The organism is Mesorhizobium sp. P170090 (assembly GCF_057786115.1).
In genome coordinates, this window is sequence record NZ_JBYNWH010000001.1 from 4,849,376 (window position 1) to 4,870,671 (window position 21,296).

General features: G+C 62.7%; 19 protein-coding genes. 6 read left to right on the forward strand and 13 right to left on the reverse strand.

Annotation, left to right across the window (positions count from 1 at the left end):
• The first annotated feature begins 163 nt into the window (after nt 1–163).
• The 3 genes from AC3EML_RS23540 (at nt 164) to AC3EML_RS23550 (ending at nt 3,803) form a co-directional block, all read left to right on the forward strand.
• Nucleotides 164–2,233, forward strand: a complete 2,070-nt coding sequence (locus AC3EML_RS23540; protein WP_352520537.1) for an ASKHA domain-containing protein — start codon at nt 164–166, stop codon at nt 2,231–2,233.
• A gap of 186 nt (nt 2,234–2,419) precedes the next feature.
• A complete protein-coding gene (locus AC3EML_RS23545; RefSeq protein ID WP_023670392.1) occupies nt 2,420–2,587 on the forward strand; it encodes a hypothetical protein in 168 nt (55 codons plus the stop codon).
• Between the two features lie 250 nt (nt 2,588–2,837).
• The gene (locus AC3EML_RS23550) at nt 2,838–3,803 is read left to right on the forward strand and encodes an alpha/beta hydrolase (protein ID WP_352520538.1); all 966 of its coding nucleotides are present in this window, start codon (nt 2,838–2,840) and stop codon (nt 3,801–3,803) included.
• A 124-nt stretch (nt 3,804–3,927) separates the two neighbouring features.
• Here the strand turns inward: AC3EML_RS23550 and AC3EML_RS23555 are convergent, their stop codons facing one another.
• Nucleotides 3,928–4,827, reverse strand: coding sequence for a LysR substrate-binding domain-containing protein (locus tag AC3EML_RS23555; RefSeq protein WP_023670389.1), 900 nt, complete (start codon nt 4,825–4,827; stop codon nt 3,928–3,930).
• Nucleotides 4,828–5,029: 202 nt separating this feature from the next.
• Here AC3EML_RS23555 and AC3EML_RS23560 point away from each other — a divergent pair, with 202 nt between their 5' ends.
• The 3 genes from AC3EML_RS23560 (at nt 5,030) to AC3EML_RS23570 (ending at nt 7,001) form a co-directional block, all read left to right on the forward strand.
• Nucleotides 5,030–5,215, forward strand: a complete 186-nt coding sequence (locus AC3EML_RS23560) for a hypothetical protein (RefSeq protein WP_023681786.1) — start codon at nt 5,030–5,032, stop codon at nt 5,213–5,215.
• A 363-nt stretch (nt 5,216–5,578) separates the two neighbouring features.
• Complete coding sequence (locus tag AC3EML_RS23565; RefSeq protein ID WP_023681787.1) at nt 5,579–5,713, forward strand: hypothetical protein; 135 nt, start codon at nt 5,579–5,581, stop codon at nt 5,711–5,713.
• A 349-nt stretch (nt 5,714–6,062) separates the two neighbouring features.
• On the forward strand, nt 6,063–7,001 hold the full coding sequence (locus AC3EML_RS23570; RefSeq protein WP_348524244.1) for a GlxA family transcriptional regulator: 939 nt from the start codon (nt 6,063–6,065) through the stop codon (nt 6,999–7,001).
• 12 nt (nt 7,002–7,013) lie between these two features.
• Here AC3EML_RS23570 and AC3EML_RS23575 read toward each other — a convergent pair whose 3' ends face one another.
• From AC3EML_RS23575 to AC3EML_RS23630, 12 genes are all read right to left on the reverse strand, one after another.
• The gene (locus AC3EML_RS23575; RefSeq protein WP_352520539.1) at nt 7,014–7,811 is read right to left on the reverse strand and encodes an ABC transporter ATP-binding protein; all 798 of its coding nucleotides are present in this window, start codon (nt 7,809–7,811) and stop codon (nt 7,014–7,016) included.
• Nucleotides 7,808–8,581 carry an ABC transporter permease gene (locus AC3EML_RS23580; RefSeq protein ID WP_023670383.1) on the reverse strand — a complete coding sequence of 258 codons (774 nt, stop codon included), beginning with the start codon at nt 8,579–8,581 and terminating at the stop codon, nt 7,808–7,810. The genes AC3EML_RS23575 and AC3EML_RS23580 overlap by 4 nt, the downstream gene beginning before the upstream one ends.
• Nucleotides 8,582–8,686: 105 nt before the next feature.
• The gene (locus AC3EML_RS23585) at nt 8,687–9,637 is read right to left on the reverse strand and encodes an ABC transporter substrate-binding protein (RefSeq protein WP_023670382.1); all 951 of its coding nucleotides are present in this window, start codon (nt 9,635–9,637) and stop codon (nt 8,687–8,689) included.
• 99 nt (nt 9,638–9,736) lie between these two features.
• Nucleotides 9,737–10,582: a DUF1194 domain-containing protein gene (locus tag AC3EML_RS23590; protein ID WP_023691008.1), complete on the reverse strand. Its 846-nt coding sequence runs from the start codon at nt 10,580–10,582 to the stop codon at nt 9,737–9,739.
• A 90-nt stretch (nt 10,583–10,672) separates the two neighbouring features.
• Nucleotides 10,673–13,234, reverse strand: a complete 2,562-nt coding sequence (locus tag AC3EML_RS23595; RefSeq protein WP_352520540.1) for a GcvT family protein — start codon at nt 13,232–13,234, stop codon at nt 10,673–10,675.
• 154 nt (nt 13,235–13,388) lie between these two features.
• Entirely contained in the window at nt 13,389–14,144 is a 756-nt protein-coding gene (locus AC3EML_RS23600) for an FkbM family methyltransferase (protein WP_023741594.1), read from the reverse strand.
• Complete coding sequence (locus tag AC3EML_RS23605) at nt 14,141–15,376, reverse strand: hypothetical protein (RefSeq protein ID WP_352520541.1); 1,236 nt, start codon at nt 15,374–15,376, stop codon at nt 14,141–14,143. The genes AC3EML_RS23600 and AC3EML_RS23605 overlap by 4 nt, the downstream gene beginning before the upstream one ends.
• 33 nt (nt 15,377–15,409) lie before the next feature.
• Nucleotides 15,410–16,840 (reverse strand): aspartate aminotransferase family protein, encoded by a 1,431-nt coding sequence (locus AC3EML_RS23610; RefSeq protein WP_352520569.1) that lies wholly within the window; start codon nt 16,838–16,840, stop codon nt 15,410–15,412.
• Nucleotides 16,841–16,907: 67 nt separating this feature from the next.
• On the reverse strand, nt 16,908–17,915 hold the full coding sequence (locus AC3EML_RS23615; RefSeq protein WP_023741596.1) for an NAD-dependent epimerase/dehydratase family protein: 1,008 nt from the start codon (nt 17,913–17,915) through the stop codon (nt 16,908–16,910).
• Nucleotides 17,912–18,355, reverse strand: a complete 444-nt coding sequence (locus tag AC3EML_RS23620; protein ID WP_023699265.1) for an EamA family transporter — start codon at nt 18,353–18,355, stop codon at nt 17,912–17,914. The genes AC3EML_RS23615 and AC3EML_RS23620 overlap by 4 nt, the downstream gene beginning before the upstream one ends.
• Before the next feature lie 124 nt (nt 18,356–18,479).
• Entirely contained in the window at nt 18,480–19,832 is a 1,353-nt protein-coding gene (locus AC3EML_RS23625; protein ID WP_023733774.1) for an FAD-binding oxidoreductase, read from the reverse strand.
• 3 nt (nt 19,833–19,835) lie between these two features.
• Complete coding sequence (locus AC3EML_RS23630; RefSeq protein WP_023699267.1) at nt 19,836–21,269, reverse strand: UbiA family prenyltransferase; 1,434 nt, start codon at nt 21,267–21,269, stop codon at nt 19,836–19,838.
• Nucleotides 21,270–21,296 lie beyond the last annotated feature (27 nt).

Consider the following 21,296-nt stretch of genomic DNA (forward strand, 5'->3'; position numbering starts at 1 on the left):
CTGCTCGGGGCAATTCCCGCAAGGACATTGGACCGGCAAAGACTGGACAATTTCTCCATGTTTTGGCTGCGATGGTATCCGCTGCCGCTCATCGCTTCCTATCTGGCAAGCCTCGCATATGTGAAATCTTTTCCCAGTGCCGGCTTAGTCGAGTAATGAAAATATGAACTCGCCTGCAAACATTACCGATCCGCTCGTGCTGTTCATGCCGTCAGGCAAGCGCGGGCGGTTTCCTGTCGGCACGCCGGTGCTCGACGCCGCGCGCCAGCTCGGTGTCTATGTCGAAAGCGTCTGCGGCGGCCGCGCCACCTGTGGGCGCTGCCAGATCGAGGTGCAGGAAGGCAATTTCGCCAAGCACAAGATCGTCTCGTCCAACGACCACATCTCGCCCAAGGGCGCCAAGGAAGAGCGCTACGAGCGCGTCCGCGGCCTGCCCGAGCGGCGCCGCCTCTCCTGCTCGGCGCAGATCCTCGGCGACCTCGTCATCGACGTGCCGCAGGACACGGTCATCAATGCACAGACCATCCGCAAGGATGCCGACACCCGCGTCATCGCCCGCGATTCAGCGATCCGCATGTGCTATGTCGAGATCGAAGAGCCCGACATGCACAAGCCGCTCGGCGATCTCGACCGCCTCAAGATCGCGCTGATGAAGGATTGGGGCTTCAAAAACCTCGAATTTGACTTCTACCTGATGCCGCAGGTGCAGGGCATCTTGCGCAAGGGTAATTGGACCGCCACCGCCGCCATCCACAAGGACGCCGAAAGCGACATCGCCCGCGTCATAGCACTCTGGCCCGGCCTCAAGAACGAGGCCTATGGACTGGCCTGCGACATCGGCTCGACCACCATCGCCATGCATCTGGTGTCGTTGCTGTCGGGCCGCGTCGCCGCTTCGTCGGGCACCTCCAACCCGCAGATCCGCTTCGGCGAGGATCTGATGAGCCGCGTCTCCTATGTGATGATGAACCCGGACGGCCGCGAAGGCATGACGGTCGCCGTGCGCGAGGCGATCTCGGGCCTGGTCGACAAGGTCTGCGCCGAAGGCAATGTCCAGCGCAACGACATCCTGGATTCCGTCTTTGTCGGCAATCCGATCATGCACCATCTGTTCCTCGGCATCGATCCGACCGAACTCGGCGGCGCGCCCTTCGCACTCGCCGTCTCGGGCGCGGTGCGCATCAAGGCCTCCGATATCGGCCTGAAGCTCAACCAGGGCGGCCGCCTCTATATGCTGCCCTGTATTGCCGGCCATGTCGGCGCCGATGCGGCGGCGGTGACGCTGTCGGAAGGCCCGCACCGCCAGGACGAGATGATGCTGATCGTCGACGTCGGCACCAATGCCGAGATCGTGCTTGGCAACCGCAAGCGGGTGGTCGCAGCCTCCTCGCCCACCGGTCCCGCCTTCGAGGGCGCCGAAATCTCCGGCGGCCAACGCGCCGCCCCCGGCGCAATCGAGCGCGTGCGCATCGACCCCGATACGCTCGAGCCGAAATACCGCGTCATCGGCTCTGAACTCTGGTCCGACGATCCCGGCTTCGTCGATAGCGTGCAGGCGACCGGCGTCACCGGCATTTGCGGCTCCGGCATCATTGAGATCGTGGCCGAAATGTACCTCGCCGGCATCATCTCCGAGGATGGCGTCATCGACGGGTCGCTGGCCGAGCGGTCGCCGCGCGTCACGGTCAACGGCCGCACCTTCTCTTATGTCTTGAAGGAAGGCGAACCCAAGATCACCATCACGCAGACCGACGTGCGCGCCATCCAGCTTGCCAAGGCGGCGCTCTATGCCGGCACCAAGCTTCTGATGGAAAAGCAGAACACCGAACACGTCGACCGCATCCATTTCGCCGGCGCCTTCGGCTCGTTCATCGATCCGAAATACGCCATGGTGCTCGGCCTGATCCCGGATTGCGACCTCGACAAGGTCTCGGCCGTCGGCAACGCCGCCGGCGCCGGTGCGCGCATGGCCCTGCTCAATCGCGGCTATCGCCGCGAAATCGAGGATACCGTCAGCCACATCGAGAAGATCGAGACCGCACTGGAGCCGAAGTTCCAGGAGCATTTCGTCTACGCGATGGCGCTTCCCAACAAGGTCGATCCGTTCCCGAAACTGTCGGCGGCGGTGAAATTGCCGCCACGCAAGACCGTCAGCGAGGATGGCGTCGCCGGCGACTCCGCCCCGCGCCGGCGTTCGCGCGAAGGCCATGCCGCCAGGCGCAGCCGGGAATAAGCCGCCTTACGAAGGCCGCCAATTCGCCCAATTTCATTTGTATGCAAATGTTTCCAGATCGCACCGATCTGGAAACCGAAACGCTGTTTTGGCGCAATCCGTCCGATACAGACGTGAAGCATTTAACGGACATCGAATGGCGGACCGGACTATTCCGCCGCCACAACGCTCCAAAGGAGAATAGAGATGTTCGAGACCCTCGGCCGTTTTCGTGCGGCCATGAAGAATGCACAGGCCGTGCGCGCCATGAACAACCTGCCACCCGAAATCCAGAAGGACATCGGCTGGCCCGTGTCGTCGCGCATCGACGCCCAGACCAACCTGTCGCGCCTGATCCTGGGCTCGGGCCGCTGATGACCTTCGCCGACAAGTGCAAATTGCTGACCAATCGCCGGGACCGCCGCGTGGTCCCGGCTGCGACCGACATCAAGCTTCGCGCCGCGCTGCTGCCCCGGCGCTGAGCCGCGCTGCCCAGAGCCGCGGACGTGGCTGACCAAACAACCGTGTTGGCTTGGGCCAGAATCTTGACATTTCGGCTGGAGGTACGATCTTCGAGATAGTGGGGAATTCTCTTAGTCGGCTGCTGCCGAGCTTGTGTATTCGAATGCCCAGTTTCAAAAGCCACCTCGTTTCCTTCATCCTCCGGCACAGCCGCAAGAAGGCATTTGCCAGCCCGGAAAACCTGCAGCGCTGGATCGCCTATGCCCGCAAGACCGAGGATCATCATCCCCCGGCATTGCTGCGGGAGCGGCTCGATATCGCCGAGCGCAGCGTCGATGGCTTTCCCGTCTACGAGATCGCGCCGAAGGCGGGCGAACGCAGGCGCATCCTCTACATGCATGGCGGCGCCTATGTCTTCCAGATCACATCCTATCATTGGGGGTTGATCGCCGAGATGGCCGAGCGCTTGGGTTTCGGCATCACCGTGCCGATCTATCCCATCGCGCCGGAGCATGATTTCCACGCCATGTTCGGCATGGTCGGCGACGTCTACCGGCAGATGCTGGATGAGACCGACGCTGAAGACATCGTCTTCATGGGCGATTCCGCGGGCGGCAACATGGCCGTCGTGCTGACCATGATGGCGGCTGAGGAAGGCCTGCCCTTGCCGTCGCGCCACGTGCTGATTTCACCCGGCCTCGACATGTCGCTGTCCAACCCCGAAGTGTTCGAGGCGGAACGCAACGATCCGTGGCTCGGCATTTCCGGCGGGCTGGAAGCGATCCGCATGTACAGTGCCGGCATCGATCGCAGCGACTGGCACATCAGCCCGCTCTATGGCGACCTCTCGGTGCTGCCGAAGACCCTGCTTCTGACCGGCTCGCACGACCTGCTCAGCCCCGACAATCTGATCTTCGCCAAAAAGGCGCGCGCTGCCGGCGTCGACGTCGAGGTCGTCTACGAGGAAGGCATGTTCCACGTCTGGCCGCTGATCGAGATGCCGGAGGCGCGTCGCGCCAGGGACAGCATCGTCACCTTCCTTGAAGGTGAGCCCACCAAGCGGCGCGCAACTGCGCGGCGCACGGCGCGACCCGCTCTCGCGGCGCGCCCCGCCCAAGCAGCGGAATAGCAGAGCAATTCCAGGAAAAGTGTAAAACGGTTTTCCCGGGAAAAGCGCGTAGCGCTTTCCCTTGGGAATTGCGTCAAAACAAGGAGTTAAAGCGGCTCGCGTTTCCGTGAAACGGTGAACCGCTCTAGAACTTGCCGGTTTCGCGGAAAAGCTCGAACGTCGCGCGGATATGGTCGGCGACGGCCTTGACCGGCGCGCTGGCGTCCGGCGACACCACCATCGCCAGATTGTAGGTGCCAATATCGGGCATGCCGTCCTTCGGGCAGAGCTCGACCATGTCGTTGCCCAGGAACGACTTCGGCAACGGTGCAACCGCGAGGTCGGACATGATGGCGGCGCGCTGGCCTGCCGTGTGGGCGCTCATATAGGCGATGCGGTAATTGCGGCCTTCACGGCTCAGCGCATCGAGCGCGCCGGCCCGCCAGGCGCAGCCCTCTTCCCACAGCGACACCGGCAAAGGCTCGCGCAGATGCGCGCTGCCGCCCTTGGCGCCGGCCCAGACGATCGGCTCGGTGAGCAGCACCTCGGCGCCGAGTGCGCTGGTCTTGTAGGAATTGGTCAGCAGCGTGATGTCGAGCGCCCGGTCGTCCATGCGGCGGCGCAGATTGCTGCTCTGGTCGATGGTGACGTCGACGGCAATCGACGGATGCGACTGCGCGAAACGCTTCAGCACATGCGGCAACACGCGCTCGCCATAGTCGTCCGGCGAGCCGAGCCGCACCACGCCGACGATCTCGGGGATGATGAACTTCGACACCACCTCGCGGTTGATCGACAACAGCCGGCGGGCATAACCGAGCAGCATCTCGCCATCCGTGGTCAGCGTCACCGAGCGCGCATCCCGCGCGAAGACAGAGCGCCCGAGAATGTCCTCGAGCTTCTTGATCTGCATGGAGACCGCCGACGGGGTGCGGAACACCGCATTGGCCGCCGTGGTGAAACTGCCGGTCTCGGCAATGGCCACGAAGGTGCGCAAAACGTCGAGATCGAGCAGCGGCAGCGGATGATTGAGTGGGGCGTTCATCGGGATCTACCTTCAATTTTTCTGATGTGAAGCATCATTCCATTTCGTTTGATTGAACATCAGATTGGGAGGATAGTCAACTCCATCGAAGGCAGGACGTGCCATGGCCCCAACGCTCCTGGCACGGAATTGCACTCGATGCGGAATATCCAGGCGACGGAACGCGTTCATGCGGGACGTGCCACAACCAAAGGAGAATGAAATGTCTATCCTGTCATCCATCGGTCGGCTTGCGACCGAATTGAGCGCGGCCCGCGCCCGCTTCCAGACCGAACGTGCGATCCGCTCGCTGCCGATCGAACTGCAGAAGGATATCGGCTGGCCTGAAGCTGCGGACACCAAGACCGGTGCACGCCACGGCGTCGGATCCTGGGCTGGAGCAAAGTAAACCATTGTGTACCTTGTGCTGAAGGCCTGCCGCGCAGACCAGCCCGGCAGGCCTTCTCTATTCGCCCTGCAGGCTTTCTCCAACTTATTTGCACTCAAATGATTTTCAGAGCCGTGTCAACGCTGCATGGCGCATATGCGTCACTTGCATGGCGCCTCAATGTCGCCGGTAACACACTGTAAGTAATCGTAAATTTTGGGCACCATGCCCAATAATGTCGCAATCGATGTCGCATTTCCATTCAAGCGCTTCGCATTTGCGATTTAGTTTCTGCTCACGCAGGCCTATATCACCGTCAGCAAACGAGCTGCCCCACTCCATCAAGCGAAGGCGACCCGTCTGAGCAACCGATAGGAGATGATGATGAAGCTTTTTGCCCGCCTCTTTGCCCGCCGCGAAATGAACCTGACGACCGCTCTCGAGCGCCAGCGCCTTGCCAATACCATGCCCGGCCAGACCGGTGCCATGAATGCGGTGCGCCTCGGTTTCGTTGCCTGAGATAACGGCTAGCGCTCAGCGCTTCCCTGCCGCTGCCGATAGTCGATAACAGCGCCGCTTCGGCTTGACCGAAGCGGCGTTTCTCGTTTTTGGCACCTATGCCGCCGCCACCATGCCCAATCCGTCGGCAGCCCGTGCCTGTCATCCCGGACGATTGCTCATTTGCGACCCATGTCGCAAATATAGTTTCCGCTTAGCCGCCTAGCCAATTGACAGGAATGGTTTTTCCTGATGTCGCTGTGCTGTTCGCGACATCCTGTTCGCGCCATGGCCGCGTGAGGTTCCCTTGAACGCCGTAAAGCATCCGATCAAGCGATCGTTTGTATTCTTCCTTGTCCCGGACTTCACCATGATCGCCTTTGCGACGGCGCTCGACCCGCTGCGCTCGGCCAACCGCATGCTCGGCTATGAGGCCTATCGCTGGCGCCTCGCCAGCATCGACGGCAAGCCGGTGCGCGCCTCCAACGGCGTCGAATGCGCCGTCAACACCTCGCTCGAGGAAGAGCGCAAGAAAATGGCCGGGCCGGATCGGCCGAACATGGCCATCGTCTGCAGCGGCATGAATGTCGAGCGCTACCAGAATAGGTCGGCCTTCGCCTGGCTGCGCGAGGAATACAACAGAGGCGTCGCGGTCGGCGGCCTGTGCACCGGCGCGCATATCCTTGCCGCCGCCGGCCTGCTCTCCAACAAGCGCTGCGCCATCCATTGGGAAAACCTGCCGGGCTTTTCCGAGGCCTTTCCCAAGGCCAACGTCTTTGCCGACCTCTTCGAGATCGACCAGAACATCTACACCTGCGCCGGCGGCACCGCCGCCCTCGACATGATGCTCAAGCTGATCGGCGACGATTTCGACGACAATCTGGTCAACCGCGTGTGCGAGCAGGTGTTGACCGACCGCGTGCGCAGCCCCACCGACCGCCAGCGCCTGCCGCTGCGCGCCCGACTCGGCGTGCAGAATTCCAAGGTGCTGACCATCATCGAACTGATGGAAGGCAACCTCTCCGAGCCGCTGTCGCTGATCGAAATCGCCGACCATGTCGACCTGTCGCGCCGCCAGATCGAGCGGCTGTTCCGCACCGAGATGGGCAGGTCCCCTGCCCGCTACTACCTGGAAATCCGCCTCGACCGCGCGCGACACCTTTTGATCCAGTCGTCGATGCCGGTGGTCGAAGTGGCGGTCGCCTGCGGCTTCGTCTCGGCGTCGCATTTCTCCAAATGCTACCGTGAGCTCTACGCCCGCTCGCCGCAGCAGGAGCGCGTCGACCGCAAGCAATTGCTGGCGGCCTGATCCGAAACGCACTCAGGCTTCGGCGGGCTGCGCCTGTACCGTGCGCATCGCCTCGACGCGGATATCCTCGGTCAGCCGCGCCTTGAGCGCCGAGAACTCCGGGCTGGTCTTCAGCGTATAGTGACGCGGATGCGGCAGGTCGATGGCGACATCCGACTTGATGCGGCCTGGCCGCGCGCTCATCACGATTACCCGCGAAGCCATGAAGATCGCCTCCTCGATGTCGTGGGTGACGAACAGCACCGTCTTCTTGCGCCGCTCCCAGATGCCGAGCAGCAGTTCCTGCATCAGTCCGCGCGTCTGGTTGTCGAGCGCACCGAACGGCTCGTCCAGCAACAGGATTTCGGGGTCGTTGGCCAGCGCCCGGGCGATCGCCGTGCGCTGCTGCATGCCGCCGGACAGCTGCTTTGGCCAATGGTTCTCGAAGCCCTTCAGCCCGACGAGGTCGACATAGGAAGCGACGATCCCGTCTCGCTCCTTTTCGGCCATGCCACGTTCGCGCAGGCCGAAGGCGATATTCTGCGCCACCGTCAGCCACGGAAACAGCGTGTAGGACTGGAACACCATGCCGCGATCCGGTCCCGGCCGCGTCACCGCCTTGCCGTCAAGCAGCACACGGCCTTCGCTCGGCGCTTCCAGGCCGGCAACGATCCTGAGCAGCGTCGACTTCCCGCAGCCGGACGGCCCCAGAATGGTGATGAAGTCGTTGGCCGCGACCGCAAGGTCGACCGGCATCAGCGCCTTGACCGGCTGCCCGCCGCGCACGCCGGCGAAGGTTCGCGAGACGCCTTCGATAAGCAACTTGCTCATGCCAGGCTCCAGGGAAAGAGCCAGCGATTGAACGCCTTGAAGGCGAAGTCGGACAACAGTCCGATCAGCCCGATGACGATGATGCCGAAGATGATCTGCCCTGTCGCCAGCCGCGACTGGCTGTTGATGATCATGTAGCCGATGCCTGAGGACGAACCGATCAGCTCGGCGACGATAACATAGGTCCAGGCCCAGCCGAGCACCAGCCGCAGCGTCTCGGCAATCTCGGGCGCATTGGCCGGCATGATGACCCGTTTGACGATGCCATTGTTGGTCGAGCCCAGCGTATATGCCGCCTCGACCAGGTCGCGCCGCGTCGAGCCGACCTTGACCGCGACGATCAGGATGATCTGGAACACCGAGCCGACGAAGATGACCAGCAGCTTTTCCAGCTCGCCAATGCCGGCCCACAGGATGAGCAGCGGAATGAAGGCCGAAGCCGGGAGGTAGCGGGCGAAGGAGACGAACGGTTCCAGAAACGCCTCTATTGGCTTCCAGGCGCCCATGGCGATGCCGATCGGCACGGCGACGATCGACGCCAGCAGGAACCCGCCGAAGACCCGCCAGATGGTGATCAATATGTCGAGCCAGAAGCGGTCCTCGACCAGCAGCCGCCAACCATCCCGCAGCATCGACAGCGGGTCGGCGAGGAAGATGCGGTTGACGTGGCCGCCAAGCGTGATCCACGCCCAGAAGGCGACGAACAGCACGAAGAAGGAAATACCAAGCACGGTTCGAATGCCCGGCGACACCGGATGCAAGGGGCGCATCTTCAGATCGTCCGCATCGTCAAATCGTCCCCATGCTCAATCGCGTTGCCCGGTAGAAAGCGGCGGCGCGCTGGCACCGCCGCTTGATGGTCAAAGGCCCGACTATCAGTTCGCCACCGCGCTGGTATCGGCAAGCGCTGCAACATCTGGCGCTTCCTTGATCAACCCCATCTGCAGCAGAAGCTCGCCGGCGGTCTTGGAAAAGTCCTGGAATTCCTTGGTGAAAAACTGCTTGTTCTCCGCCTTGTCGGCCCATTTCAGGTATTTCGCCGAATCCTCGAATTCTTTAGCAGACTGCTTCACGTCGGCGCCCATGATCTCGTAGGATCTCTGCGGATCGCTCTTGATCAGGTCGAGCGCTTCGAAATAGCTGTCGGCCAGCGCCTTGGCAGCGTCTGGATTGGCGGTGAGGAATTCAGGCGTGCAGCCGACCGTGTCGAGCACCATCGGATAGTCGAGCGTGGTCGCTAATATGTGGCCCTGATCGGACTTGTCGCGCACCGCCGAGATGAATGGCTCATAGGTGACCGCCGCATCGTTCTGGCCGGCGAGGAAGGCTTGCGCCGCCGCATCCGGTTCCAGGTTGACGACGGTCACATCCTTGGTCGACAGGCCGTTCTTGTTCAGCACCCAGGCCAGCATGAAATAGGGCGACGTGCCCGGCGCCGAGGACGCGACATTCTTGCCCTTGAGGTCGGCGACGGTCTTGATGTCGTTGCGCACGACAATGCCGTCGGCGCCATAGGATTTGTCGAGCTGGAAGATCTGCTTGGTGGTGACGCCGCTGGCGTTCCACACCAGCCAGGTCTCGACCGTGGTGGCGGCGCATTGCAGATCGCCGCTGGCGATGGCGAGCGGCCGGCTGGCCTGCGGCACCTTCTTCAGGGTCACGTCGAGGCCATGCTTCTCGAAGATGCCGGCCTGCTTGGCGAGCGTCAGCGGCGCAAAGCCGGTCCATCCGCTGATGCCGATGGTGACCGATGTGGCAGCCTCGGCCGGCACGGATATTGCAGCCGCAAGCGCCAATACCGCGGCAGCGACGATGGTCTTGTTCATGTCGGTTCCCCTTGTTTTTTCGGATGCCGAATTGTGTCACAGACGCCCATGGGCTTGTCAATGAAACCGGCCCTTCACGGCAGCGTGATGATGCGAACGCTAACGGGCATCGAACATCCAGCTGCGGTCGCGCCACATCTTTTCGCCGACCTGGCAGTCGGTCGGCCGGTCCTGCGCCAGCACCACCGGCGGATGCCCGGCCTCCTCGCGCGCCCGTTGCGGCGAAGCGGCGCCGGCCAGCTCCAGCACCAGCTTGCGGCGGATGGCTTCGGGAAACTGCGTCCAGTCATTGACCGGGATCATGAAGGATCCGGGACCGCCGATGACGCAGTCGCTGTAGTAGCGGTCGAGATTGTTGACGTCATAGGCGCCGCCGAACCCGCCGCGCGTCATCAGCGGCAGGCCGTTGATGATGATGCCTTGCTTGACCACCGCGTCGCGGGTGATGTCGACGGGCGCGCCCTGGTTGTTGGGCCCGTCGCCGGAAATATCGATGACGCGCTTTGTCCCCTGAAAACCGCTTTCGGCGAACAGATCGCTGCCGAATTCCAGCGCGCCAGAAATCGAGGTGCGCCGGGCGCTGGCCGGCGGATGGGCGGAAAGCTGCGCGGCCACCCGCTCGGCATCGGCCCGGCTGGCGATCACCGTCCACGGCACGACGACCTGCTGCGTGGTCGCTCCCGCCCATTCGACATAGGTGACGGCGACCTTGCCGTAGGCGCCATCGGCGATGGCCTGCAGAACATTGTCGTGCGTCAGCGCAGCAGCATAGCCGTGACGCTGGATTTCAAGTTCGCCCGGCGACATCGACAGCGACACGTCGACGGCCAGCACCAGCTCGACGTCGACCGGCTCGGCGGCTTGAACCGGCGGCACCAGCCAGAGCCCCAGCGCCAGCGCGGCGCTGCCTGAAAGGAAATGTCGTGCGCAAGAAAAAGCAGACATACCCGAAGGTAAGCGAAAACCGGCTGCTGACAAAGCAAAAAGCCCGGCGAGGTGCCGGCTTTTCGATATGTTGGTTGGAACCGATGAAGCTCAACTCCTCGGCTTCAGATTCTCTGGATCGTAGAGCGGCTTGTAGCCGACGGCAGCCACCTCGACCGGGTAGGTCTCGCCGAAATATTCGATGGCAAACTTGCGGCCCTCCTGGGCATGGGCCCAGGGCAGATAGGCGAGGCCGATGTTCTTGCCGATGGTCGGGCCGTAGGCCATCGATGTGGTGAAGGAGCGGCGGCCGAGTTCGTCGACCAGCGTCTCGCCGGTCTTCGGATCCATCACCGGCATGATGCCGACGGGATAGCGGGCAACACCCTTCGAATCGACGTTTTCCGTCATCACCAGCGTGCACAGGATCGCCGGCTGGTGCTCGCGGGCGCGGTATTCGACATGTTTTGCCTTGCCGCAGAAATCGTTCTCCTTGACCTTCGGTCGGGCAAGGTCGGCCTCGAGCAGATTGTACTCGGTCAACAGGTCGGCGTTCTGCAGGCGCAGGCTCTTTTCCATGCGCCGGGTGTTGGCATAGGTCTCGACGCCGAACGGCATGACCCCGGTCGAGCGCAGCGCGTCCCAAACGGCCAGGCCGTCTTCGTAACGCATATGCAGTTCCCAGCCCTGCTCGCCGACATAAGAGATGCGGAAGGCGGTGACGTCCTTGCCGCCGATCCTGACCGGCTTGATCGCCGCGAACGGGAAGTTCTCGAGCGAGAGACCATCCGGATTTTCGACCACTTTCCGCAGTGTCGTGCGGGCGTTCGGTCCCCAGATGCCGATGGTGACATATTTTTCCGTCACGTCGGTGATGGTGACGTCAAAGCCTTTGTCCTGCGCGGTGCGCTGCATGTAGCGGAAGTCGCGCGGGCCGGCGTCGGCACCGTCGATCAGACGGCAGCGGTCGGCCATGCGGATGACGGTGAAGTCGGCGCGCACCATGCCTTCCTCGTCGAGGAAGTGGGTGTAGATACCCTTGCCGATGTTGTTGTCGCCACCGATCTTGGCCGCGCACAGCCACTCCAGCAGCGCGACATGATCCGGCCCTTCGATGTCGTACATCGAGAAATGCGAGAGGTTGACGATGCCGCAATCCTCGCTCATCGCCAGGTGCTCGGCATTGGACACCCGCCAGAAATGGCGATTGTCCCACTCGTTCTCACGTATGGGAACCCGGTTGCCATACTTCTCCAGCAGATGCTCGTTGGCGGCATAGCCATGCGCGCGCTCCCAACCGCCCAGCTCCATGAAGTAACCGCCAAGCTCCTTCTCGCGCTCCCAGAACGGCGAGCGGCGGATGTTGCGGCCTTTGGAGAACGGCTCGCGCGGATGCACCGCCGGATTGTAGACCTTCATCGCCGTCTCGGTGCAGCGATCCCAGATGAACTGCTCTTTCGTCTGGTGCGGATAGAAGCGCGCATAGTCGATGGCGTGATGGTCGATTTCCGTGCGGCCGTCCGTCATCCAGTCGGCGATCAGCTTGCCCATGCCGGGGCCGTCCTTGACCCAGATGGCGACGGCGTACCAGAGGCCCCTCACCTTCTGGCTCTCGCCCATGGACGGGCCGCCATCGGCGGTCACCTGCAACAGGCCGTTGAAGGAATGGCTTTCGTTGTAGCCGAGTTCGCCCAGGATCGGCGTCAGTTCCATGGCGCGCTCCAGCGGCGCCAGGATCTGCTCCATGTCGAGATCGCGCTGCGACGGCGACAGCCGCGCCTGATCCTTTTCCAGCAAATCGCGCGGATGGCAAAGACGCGGATTGGTCTCTTCGTAGTAACCCCATTCGATCTGGCCGCCTTCGGCGGTCCTGGGGTCGCCGGTGTCGCGCATATAGGCCGAATTACCCTGGTCGCGCAGCAGCGGCCAGCCGATCTCCTTGCCGGTGCCGGCGAATTGATTGTAAGGCCCGAAGAACGTCAGCGGATGGTCGATCGGCATGACCGGCAGGTCTTCGCCGACCATCTCGGCGATCAGCCGGCCCCAGATGCCGGCGCAGACGATGACATAATCGGCCATGATCGTGCCGCGGTCGGTGACGACGCCCTTGATGCGGCCCTCCTCGACGATGAGAGATTTGGCCGGCGTGTTGGCGAAGGACTTCAACTTGCCCGACGCTTCCGCCTGGTCGACCAGCTTGCCGGCGACAGTCTGCGAGCGCGGGATGACCAGGCCGGCGTCCGGATCCCACAGGCCGCCCTGCACCATGGACTCTTCGATCAGCGGGAATTTTTCCTTGATCTCGGCCGGTTCGATCAGCCGGGCGCGGGTGCCGAAGGATTTGGCCGAGGCGATCTTGCGCTTGATCTCGTCCATGCGGCTGTCGTCGCCGACGCGCGCCACTTCGAGACCGCCGATGCGGGCGTAATGGCCCATCTTTTCGTAGAAATCGATCGAGTAGAGCGTCGTCCAGCACGACAGGAAATCATGGCTCGTGGTGTAGCAGAAGTCCGAGGCATGCGCGGTCGAGCCGATATCGGTCGGGATGCCCGACTTGTCGATGCCGACAATGTCGGTCCAGCCGCGCTCGATCAGATGATGCGCGATCGACGCGCCGACAATGCCACCCAGGCCGACGATGACGACCTTCGCCTGTTTCGGAAACTCTGCCATTGCCCGCGACTCCAAGGGGATAAAGCGACGCGTCCGCGCCCGTTCGAATGGCGCACAATATGCAGAGGACGTGGATGCAGCTACCGCCTGTTTGCGACACGTCGCGGATGCGACGCGACCCGGCGCGCCGGCGTGCCGCCAGTGGCGATCTATCTCAGGCGAAGGCCCAGATGTCCTCGGCCTGGAAGCCGACCTGATAGCCTGATGTCTTCAGCTTGACCACGACCTGGCCGATTTCGGCGGCCGGCAGCGCGCCGACCTCGACCTTGATCATGCCCGGACGATAGCGCTTGAGATCGAGCTGTTCGAAGACGATCCAGTCGGCGCCTTCGCAATCGACCAGGAAGGCGTCGATATGCGTGATGCCGTTGCGGTCGAGCAGCGTCTGCAGCGTGTCCGACGGCACCTCGATATCCCTCAGGTGCGGCGCGAACTTGTTGAAATTTACGTCGGCCTCGCCCCAGGCATTCTTGCCCGACATCAGATTGGTGTCGGTGACCGACGAGCAGCCGATGAACTCGATCGGCAGCGTGCCGGCCTCGAGTGCCGCGGCATCGAAAGTGTGGACGGTGATCGTGCCTTTGATTTTTGTCACCGCGACCGGCTCGATGACGAAGCGTTCCGTGTCGGGATAGTTGGCGCGCAACCGCTTCTGATTGTGCGGGATCGGCTCGACCAGCACGGCCCGCGCCCGCGGAATGCGGTGCAGCCACGGCGTGACGTCGTCGAACAGCGCGCCGTCGCAAGCGCCGACATTGACCATCTGGAAGGGTTGCCCGCTGCTGAACCGCGCCTTCAGTGCAGCCTTGGCCAGGAATTTCGTGCCGCGCAACGCCGGCCCGCGATCCAGCAGACCAGCGGGCAGGCCGAGCGAAAGGGCGATGCGCGCCAGGCCGGAAATGGAACTCATGGCTTATCTCCAGGTATGGCCTGCAAGGCGATGGGCCGCCTTCCATTCAGGCTTGCCGACGCCCACAGCGCCATGATCGGGCCGACGAGCAAAAGGTAGGGCGGCAGAAGGTTCGGGAAGTAGATGCGGGTGTCGTGGATCGGAAAGACGGTGAATTTCGCCAGCACGCCAAGCACCAGTGCTGCAAGCAGGATGCCGGCGCGACGATCGAGCCGGAAGCCGGCGCGGCCGAGCGCAAACCACGCGGCCAGCGCCAGAACCGAGACCCCGACCCAGCTGTTGATGCTGATGGCGCGAATGAAGGATGCGGCAAACGCCTTGAGATAGGCGCCAACCGAGAACGGCGGCTCGAAGCCATCCATATTGTAGTGCTGCTCGATGCTGGAGAACCACAGATGCGGCCACCAGCCGGGATGTTGGGCCCAGTGCGAAATCGCGAAATAGGCGACGAAGGACGCGGCAAAGCCGGCCAGCGCGCCCCACGCCCGCTGCCGGAAGACCAGCAGCAGCACGGCGAAAATGGCCAGGAACACGATGTTGTCCGGCCGCGCCATGAAGGCCATGAAAAGCAGGAAAGCGGTCGCTGCCTCGCGGCCGCGCACATAAGCAAACAGCCCGCCGAGGAACAGGGCCGAGCACATCAGATCCGGAGTCGAGGCGCGCGCCGCGTCGCCGAAATCGGCCATGATCAGTACCGCGCCGGCCACCGGCGCCAGCGCCAGCGCACCTTCGGTTCGCAGCCACAGCAGCGTGATCATCCCGAACAGCAGCACCGAGACCACCTGCAGCACCCGCATCGCCTCGACCGGCGACATCACCGAACTCATCGTCGACAGCATCTCGGCATAGAGGAACTTGATCCGGTACATGCCAAGCAGCGAGTGGAAGTCGGCGGCATTTTGCGCCATATGGCTGCGGAAGCCGCCGCCATCGTCTGTCAGCGCCTTGTAATCGGCGGCCGAAACGCCGGCCTGGACCGTCGTGTAGGCATAGTCATGCAGCGCCTGCGCATCTGGGTAAGCGCCCTCCTCGGCGATTGCGAGATAAGGCAGCATGTCCCAATTGGCATCGGGCATCGTCCAGGCGGTAAACGCTGTCAGCAGGATATAGAGCGAAAACGCGATCGCGCCGATTGGCGCGGCCCATCGCGCATAAGTCCCCTCGCCCCACGCCAGAGCGGCCGCGGTCAGCCGGTCGAGTGTGTTTTGCGGGGCGGGAGACTTGCTCAGCATTGTCGGACTCGGGACTTCGCTCAACGGACTTCTTTAACGGACTTGGCTTTTGACGAAATCCTTCACGATCCCCACGATGCCGCGCGACAGCAGGCTATCGAAGGCATCGACGAAATGGTCGACATGCTCGCGCTGGCAGATCAGCGGCGGCTCGAGACGGATGACGTTGCGGTTGTATTCGGTGAAGGCGACGAGCACGTCATAGTCGCGCAGCAACAGCGCGCCGACGAAGCCCGACAGCGAGCCCTTCAGCTTGTCGTCGAGGACGCTGACGATCGGACGTAGCACCATCGGCAAGGTCTGCGAGAAGTCGTGGAACTCGAGCCCGACCATAAAGCCTTTGCCGCGCACATCCTTGATGATCTTCGGGTACTTCTCCTTCAGCGCCTGCAGGCGCTGCAGCAGATAGTCGCCGGTAGTGGCGGCGTTGTCGATCAGCCCCTCATCATAGAGCACGTTGATGCCCTCGATCGCGGTGACGCAGGCCTCGCCCATGCCGCCAAAGGTGGCCATGGCATGGATCATCGCCGTCTTCGGCGTGCCATAGGCCTTCATATAGACCTCGCGCCGGGCGACCATCGCGCCGACCGCCGCCTTGCCGGCGCCGAGCGATTTCGCCAGCGCCGTCACATCGGGCACGACGCCATAATGCTCGAAGGCATAGAAGCGTCCCGAACGGCCATAGCCGCACTGCACTTCGTCCGCCACCCACAGCACGCCATACTGGTCGCAGAGCGCGCGCAATTTCTGCCAGTATTGCGCCTCTGCCTGGATGATGCCGCCGCCGCCCTGGATTGTCTCAAGCACTATGACGCCGACCTCCGGGTCGGAGCGGAACAGCCGCTCGACCGCTTCGATATCGGCGAACGGAATGCGAACGGTGTTCTCAGCCATCTTGAAGTCCGCGCGGTAGAGCTGGCCATCGGTAATGCCGAGCACGCCCTTGGTCTTGCCGTGGAAGGAATTCTCGGCGTAGACGATTTTTGGCCTCTTCGGCCCGGCGGCGCGCTCGGCGAGCTTCACCGCCGCTTCCATCGCTTCCGAACCCGACGAGCCCAGAAACACCATGTCGAGATCGCCGGGCGAGCATTTGGCGATGTTGTGCGCAAGGGCCGATGCATATTGCGACATGAAGGCGATGGCGATTTCCTGGCGCTTCTCCTCCTGGAATTTGCGCCGGGCCTCCAGGATGCGCGGATGGTTGTGGCCGAAGGCCAGCGAACCGAAGCCGCCGAAGAAGTCGAGAATCTTGCGGCCGTTCTGGTCGATGTAGAACATGCCTTCGGCACGCTCGATCTTGATCTTGTGGAAGCCGAGCAGCTTCATGAAATGCAGCTGGCCCGGATTGAGATGCGCCTTGAACAAGTCGGTCATGCGCGCAACATCCATCGCCTTCGCCTGCTCGACGCTGATCAGGTCGGGCTTGGCGATGGCGGTAGGCGACAACGCCGGCGCGCCGACCATGGTGCGCGCGTTCGTCTGCTCAGGCTTGGCCATGACGGTCATTTCGGAGTTCTCCTGGTCGTCCCACCTATTCGGCGGGGACATGATTTGCGGTGACGGCAAGCCCGTCTTTCTTGGCGCGGTATTCGCTGTAGGCGGCGATCAGCATGCCCTCGTCGCGATATTGCGGCACCCAGCCGAGCTGGCGCTCGGCCTTGGATACGTCGAGCACGCACTCCTCATCGGCGATCAGATATTGTTCGGGATCCATGATCGGCATGTTCATGAGATCGAGCAGGTCGAGGGTGCGCTTGACCGCCCAGCCCGGCGTCGGGATCAGCAGCGACTTCGAGCCAGCATGCTTGATCAGGTCGCCCAGCAATTTCTTCACCGGCGGCGGATTGAGGGAGCCCAGATTATAGGCCTGGTTGGGCACGCCTGCCTTCCAGGCCGCGCGGGCAGCTTCCGCGCAATCGAACACCGAGATGAACTGATAGGGGTTCTTGCCCGAGCCGATCATCGGCACAGGAAAATTCCAGTCGATCAGTTTGAACAGCTTTTCCAGGATCCCGAGCCGGCCGGGACCGATGATGAGACGCGGGCGAAACAGCGAGATCGACATGCCGCGCTTGCGCCATTGAGCGGCGAGCTCCTCGGTCTTCTGCTTCGACCAGCCATATTCGCCGAGCGGCGCGACCGGGTGCTCCTCGGTCATCGGCTGGGTGACCGTGTGGCCGTAGATCATGTCGGTGGTGTAGTGGACGAGCTTGGACGCGCCGGCCTTGTCCATCGCCTGCATGATGTGTTCGGTGCCGTGGAAATTCACCGGAAAGAAGAAGTCGTGACGCTTGGCCCGCACCTGGATCGGCGACAGCATTTTGGCCGACAGGTTGTAGACCATGTCGTCGGCCTTCAATCCGATGTTGGCCACCGAGGCCGTATCCGTGACATCGCAGGTGACGAAGCGAACGTTGCGATAGTGCGTCAGGTCGCTCTTGACGATGTCGGCAACGACAACCTCTTCACCATCGGCCACAAGCTTCGGGGCAAGATGACGGCCGACGAAGCCGTCGCCGCCGAAAATAACATGTCTCATCGAACGATCTCGCTGGTCTTGTCGGGGATGATGGAAGCGGTTTGGTCGTCATGCCCGCGCCCGCCCAAGTCTCGACCGCTTTGCGCGATCAGCACGGTGCCGACGCAGATGAAGGCGATGCCGGCAATGCGCCAGGCATTGAGGTCCTCGCGGAAGATGAAATAGGCGAAGATCGCAACCGCGACATAGGCAAGGCTGAGGAACGGATACGCAAAGCTGAGCTCGACCTTGGACAGCACATAGAGATGCGAAGCCATCGAGATGACGAAGGTGCACAGGCCGAGAAACACCCATGGGCTGAAAACGACCTGCAACAGCTTCAACAGCGGATTGGTGCCCTCGAACGAAATGGGACCGAGCGACATCATGCCTTGCTTCAGCATCAGCTGCGCGGCGGCATTGGTCATGACCGTGAACAGAATGAAGACGATGTATTTCATATTTTGCACCCGCCACTCGCAACGGTCCTATTACGAACCTGCAAACATTTCATGAAGTCACGACAATGCTTTGAGTAAACCACGGAACTTACGATCTATTCACCAGGACTTATTCGGATTGTATCTATTCAGCTGCCTCGACACGCCCTGGCCGGACGTTGAGCTTTTTCGCCGTCCGCAGCCAGAAACTGGACACGAACGCCGGGTCGCGCAGCGCTTCAAGGCGCTGCCAATTCGGGAAGGAGGCCGCGAAAGTATCAGCGCCCATGCGCGCATCCTTGTACGGGTTGACCGCGCCGCCGGCCGCGACCGTGATGCGGTCGAGTTCGCTGAGCAGGGCCAGCGTCCGGTCGCCGCGATTGGGGAAATCCAGCGTCAACGTGAAGCCTGGCCGCGGAAAGGACAGCAGCCCCGGCGAGCGGATCGAGCCGAAGCGCTTCAACACGGTGAGGAAAGAGCCCTGCCCGGCCCGTCGCGCCGCCTCGAGCAGCGCCGGCATGGTCTGACGCGCGACATTTTCCGGCACCACGCTCTGGTGCTGGTAGAGACCTTTCGGGCCATACAGCCGATTCCAGTCGCCGACACCATCAAGCGGAAAGAAAAAGCCCTGGTAGCCGGTTTGGCTCGGCCCCGGCGAGCGCCCCTTCTTCCACCGATAGGCGGCGTTGAAGGCGGTGAGGAACGGCCGGTTGAGCACATTGAACGGCGGCTGGAACGGCACTGAAAAACGGGAGCCGGCGCGAGACGCCGCATGCGAGCCATACTCGGCATGATTGCCTGTCAACAACAGGCCGCGCCCGCGGCCATGGCCGCCGGCAAGCTGGTCGATCCAGGCGACGGCATATTCATTGGCCTGGTCGGCGGCCTCGGCCAGTTCGAAGAATTCGCCGAGATCGGCAAACCGCGTTACCTTCTCGGCGATATCGAGCGAATGCACCCGCATCAGCCGGATCGAGGCCGACAGGATCAGGCCGGTCAGCCCCATGCCGCCGATCGTCGCCGCAAACAGCCTTGCATTGTCGGTTGCCGAGCAGGTGTAGGTCCGCCCGTCCGAGCGCAGCAGGGTGAGAGACTCGACATGGCAGCCGAAAGTGCCGCGCCGGTGATGGTTCTTGCCATGGACGTCATTGGCGATCGCGCCGCCAAGGGTGACGAACTGGGTGCCTGGGACCACCGTGGGAAAGAAACCGTAAGGTGCAGTGTGCGCAATGATATCGGAGAGGAACACGCCGGCCTCCGCCTCGAGCAGGCCGGTCTCGGCATTGAAGGCGCCGATGCGGTTCAGCGGCCGCATGTCCACGACCGCACCTGGCTCGTTCTGGCAGGAATCACCGTAGGAGCGGCCATTGCCATAGGCGAGCAGAGCGTTCTTTGTCGCCTTGCCGCTTCGCATCAGCGCGATGGCATCGTCGGCCGCGATGGCTCGCTTTGCGGCCGGCGTGGCGAGGCCAAAACTCCGGTACCGTTCGCCGGCCATGCCCTACCAGCCTCCCGCGACCAGAAGGGCGGCGCCGATCACCACGACGATCTGGCTTCGCCAGTCGCGAATGATGAAGATGACCGGATCGTCATTCATCTCGTTGCGGCGCGCCAGGATCCAGACCCGCATGGTCAAATACAGCACGATCGGCGCCAGCGGCCAGACCAGCCAGGGATGCGGATAGAGTTCGCGTACCGCGACGCTGTCCATGTAGAGCGCCAGCACCAGCGCCGAGGAGAAGGCCGACGCCATTCCTGCCTGGGCGACGATCTCCTGATCTTCGATGCGGTAGCCGCGACCGGCAATGCGCTCGCCCACCGGAATGGCTGTGGTGCGCAGTTCGACATAGCGCTTCACCAGCGCCAGCGACAGGAAGAAGAAAATCGAGAAGGCGAGCAGCCAGAACGAGACTTCGACCCCGGTCGCCGCAGCACCTGCCAGCACACGCACCGTGTAGAGCCCGGCCAGCGTCAGTACGTCGGCCAGGAGCATGCGCTTGAACGACAGCGAATAGGCTGTGGTCACCACCAGATAGCCGGCGAGCACGCCCAGGAACTCGATCGGCAACAGAAGCCCGGCGGCAATGCCGATCGCCAGCAGCACCGCCATCGCGCCGAGACCGAACGGGATCGACAAAGCGCCGCTGGCGAAAGGCCGGTTGCGTTTGGTCGGATGCTTGCGGTCGAGCGCAAGGTCGAAGAAATCGTTGAGAATGTAGATGGCGGAAGCCACGGCGCTGAAGGAGACGAACGCCAGCAGGCATTGCCAGATCATGTTGATGTTGAAGTATTCATGCGACAGCACCATCGGCACCGCGATCAGCGAATTCTTCAGCCACTGATGCACCCGCAGCATCTTGACGAATGTCTTCAATGTCCTTTTCGGCGCCGGCATCCTTTCGGCGCTATGCGCGGCCTGCCAGCGCTTCGCATGGCGGTCGGGCGCCACGACGATGGCGTTGCGTGCGGCTCCGAAAACCTTGAGGTCGTGCCGGCTGTTGCCGGCATAGTCGAAACCGCCGTCGCCATAGGCGGCGATGAGCGCGTCGCGCTTGCGGCCCGAGGTCATGTTGTGGGGACCGTCGGTCGCCAGCACATAGTCGAAGACGCCCAGATGCGCGGCGATCGTCTCGGCGAACTTGCGTGGCGTACCGGTCGCCAGCACGATCTTGCGTCCGTCGCGATGATCGGCGCGCAGCCGCTGCAGCAGCGCTTCGCGATAGGGCAGCGAGGCCGGATCGATGTCGATGCGGTCGGCAATCGCTTGTTTCAGCCGCGCCGGGCCGGCGGCCAGCCAGAATGGAACCAGGAAAACATAGAGCGGATTCTTCTTGAGCAGGATGAACAGGCCTTCCCAAAGAAGATCGGTCGCAATCAGCGTGCCGTCGAGGTCGACCGCAAGCGGGATTGCGTTCTTGTCCGACCGCGCATCCATATCCGTTCTGCCCTATTCATAGCCGTT